Source organism: Nostoc sp. CHAB 5715 (genome assembly GCF_020829685.1).
Taxonomy (GTDB): Bacteria; Cyanobacteriota; Cyanobacteriia; order Cyanobacteriales; family Nostocaceae; genus Nostoc.
This window is the reverse complement of record NZ_JAIVFR010000990.1, coordinates 1-2,678: the sequence shown is the minus strand read 5'-3', so window position 1 is coordinate 2,678 and position 2,678 is coordinate 1. Positions and strand designations below refer to the sequence as shown.

General features: G+C 43.3%; 2 protein-coding genes. One reads left to right on the top strand and one right to left on the bottom strand.

All coding sequences use genetic code 11. The features are described from left to right. Positions 1–185 (top strand): hypothetical protein (locus tag LC574_RS34815; protein ID WP_229458177.1); only part of this gene is annotated, 185 nt, incomplete at its 5' end. Here LC574_RS34815 and LC574_RS34810 read toward each other — a convergent pair. Then, positions 175–2,678, bottom strand: a 2,504-nt coding sequence (locus LC574_RS34810; protein ID WP_229458176.1) for a PAS domain-containing sensor histidine kinase, incomplete at its 5' end; no start/stop codon positions are given. The two genes, LC574_RS34815 and LC574_RS34810, sit on opposite strands and share 11 nt — an antisense overlap.

Here is a 2,678-nt window from a genome sequence, read left to right as displayed (position 1 = left end):
ACGAGTCCATGAGATTGCAAGTCTTGGACACGCACTTGCGTTCGTCGTTCCTCCTCTCTACGAGACGCACTCGCGTTCGCAATGACAGTTATTCTCAAGAGCAAAATAAAAACTGGGATGCACCCAAGTATTTGTCATTAGGCATAGGTTATTCTTCTTGTCCCCTTTTCTTTACTAGCCTCTAAATAAGTGGTGTAAAGTTTTCAATAATTCTTTGGCCGTATAGGGTTTTGATAAAACTGCTTGCACGTTAGCATCAGCAGCTTGAGCAAAGACTTCCATTGAGTTCAGTCCGCTACAGACAATAATTTGAACTTGCTTGTTTATTTTTTGCAAGGTGCGAATAGCGGTGATTCCGTCCATCTCCGGCATCATTATATCCATCAATACGGCATTGATTTGATCCTTGTGTTGGGCATAGAGTGCGATCGCCTCTATACCATTATTGGCAGTGAGTATTTTATAGTTATGGTTTTCTAAGATGATTGTGGCAATCTCCCGAATTTTGGCTTCATCATCTACAACTAATATCAATTCTCCCTCTCCTGGGAGCAGATCCATCTCTTCTATGCTGAAGGCTTGGGTTGCTTGCACTGCTGGTAAAAACAGGTCAAATTTGCTGCCTCTACCAACACTGCTAGACACTTTGATAAAACCATCATGGCTTCTAATAATGTCAAGCACTGTTGAAAGTCCAAGTCCCGTACCTGTGTTGACATCTTTTGTGGTGAAAAACGGCTCAAAAATTCTATCTAATATGTCTGGCGGTATCCCAATTCCGTTATCGGCAATGGTAATCACAATATAATGCCCGACTTTAGCATCGAGATTCATTCTGGTATAAGCTTGATCAATAAACTTATTTTCCACAGAAATTTTGATATTGCCGCCATCTGGTAAAGCATCGCGGGCATTTACTACCAGATTCATCAGCACTTGATGCAGTTGTGTGGTGTGTCCAGTGACAGCCCAAATATCTTTTGGGATAACCGTGGAAAATTCAATAGATTTGGGAAATGTCTGTTTAGCAATTTGGGCAATTTCTGAAATTAGGTACTCGACTTGAATAATTGTCGCCTCTCCTTTATATCCTCGCGCAAAGGACAAAATTTGCTTCACTAAAGCTGCTCCGCGTTTGGCGTTGGTTTCTACAAGTGCTAGCAGTTGTCCAGAACGCTCTTTGTCTTCTAAAAATGTTCCCTGTACCAATTGAGCCGCAGCCAAAATTGGTGTCAATATATTGTTCAAGTCGTGGGCAATACCACCTGCAAGAGTACCAAGGCTTTCCAATCGCTGGGTGCGAAAAAACTGTTCTTCGAGTTGTTTCTTTTCGGTGATATCTTCGGCGATGCCACTATAGTACTGAACTTTTCCTTGGTCATTATAGACAGGAAAGCTGCGATCCCAGATCCAGCGCACCGATCCATCAGGTCGCAAAATTCGGTATTCTATTGAAGCTGATTCACCATTAAGCTGTTGCTTTGCTGCAATAGTTGGTCGATGGCGATCATCTGGATGAACGTTGTCTATCCAAGACTCAGGTTGCTCTAATAGACTTTGGCAAGAGCGGCCCCAAATTTTTTCATAAGCAGGACTAACGTACAAGGTTCGGAATGAATCTGGACTAACAATCCAGATGACTGCGTGGATATTTTCGGCAAAAGTACGAAATTTCTCTTCAGTCTGGCGCAGTGCTGCTTCTGCGAGTTGGCGAGCTTCTAAGGCGGCTTGCTGTTCGGTAATATCTCTGCCTACCCCTTGGATTTCAATAACCTCTCCTTTGTCATTACGAATTGCGATCGCATTCCATTGAAACCAGCGAATACCATTGACTGTAAATGCACGTCGCTCATGATTAGTCAAGGGATGGGATGAAGATCCTAAAGCTGCCATATTTTCCATCACTTCAGGTAAGTCATCTGGATGAACAAATTGGAAAAATGACTGACCACGAAACTCATCTTCTTTCCACCCGAAGGTTTGACAAGCAGCCGCATTAGCAAAGGTAATCTGCCCTTGCAAATCAGTGCGGATAATTATGTCAGTATGGCTGTCCACGAGTTGGCGATAGAGGTTTTCGCTCTGCCGTAATGCATCTTCTGCGCGTTGGCGTTCGGCAATTTCTTGTTGCAACAGGACGTTAGACATAACAAGTTCTGCTGTTCGTTTTGCCACTCGTTGTTCTAACTCATCGTTAGCTTGGCGCAGTGATTCCTTTGCCTGTTGGCGTTCGCTAATATCGCAGAGTAACCATCGCCAACCAACTTGCTTACCCTCAAAATCGTACATGGCAGCCGCTTTAATCCTAGCCGGAAAAGCTTTACCTCCCCGTGGTTTTAGGTAAGCTTCCCACTCCTGTTCCTGCTGTCTATTATTTATTCGGGTGGTAAAACTCTGGCGGTCTTGGTGAGCAATAAATAGAATTAATGGTTTGTTTACCAAATATTTTTGGCGGACAGCCAGCAAGATTCCTGCTGCTCGGTTAGCCTCTTGGATAATACCTGCTGTATCAGTTACCAAGTAACCATCTGGAGCGAACTCAAATAAATCCTGGTAACGCTGGCGCTGCTTGTTGACAGATTTGTTTCGGTTTACCATAGAAATAGTTTGTTTATTTGCTGAACTTGTATCTTGGGTTTTGAGACAGGATAAGGTTCGGCAATTCCTTAAAGAATTAC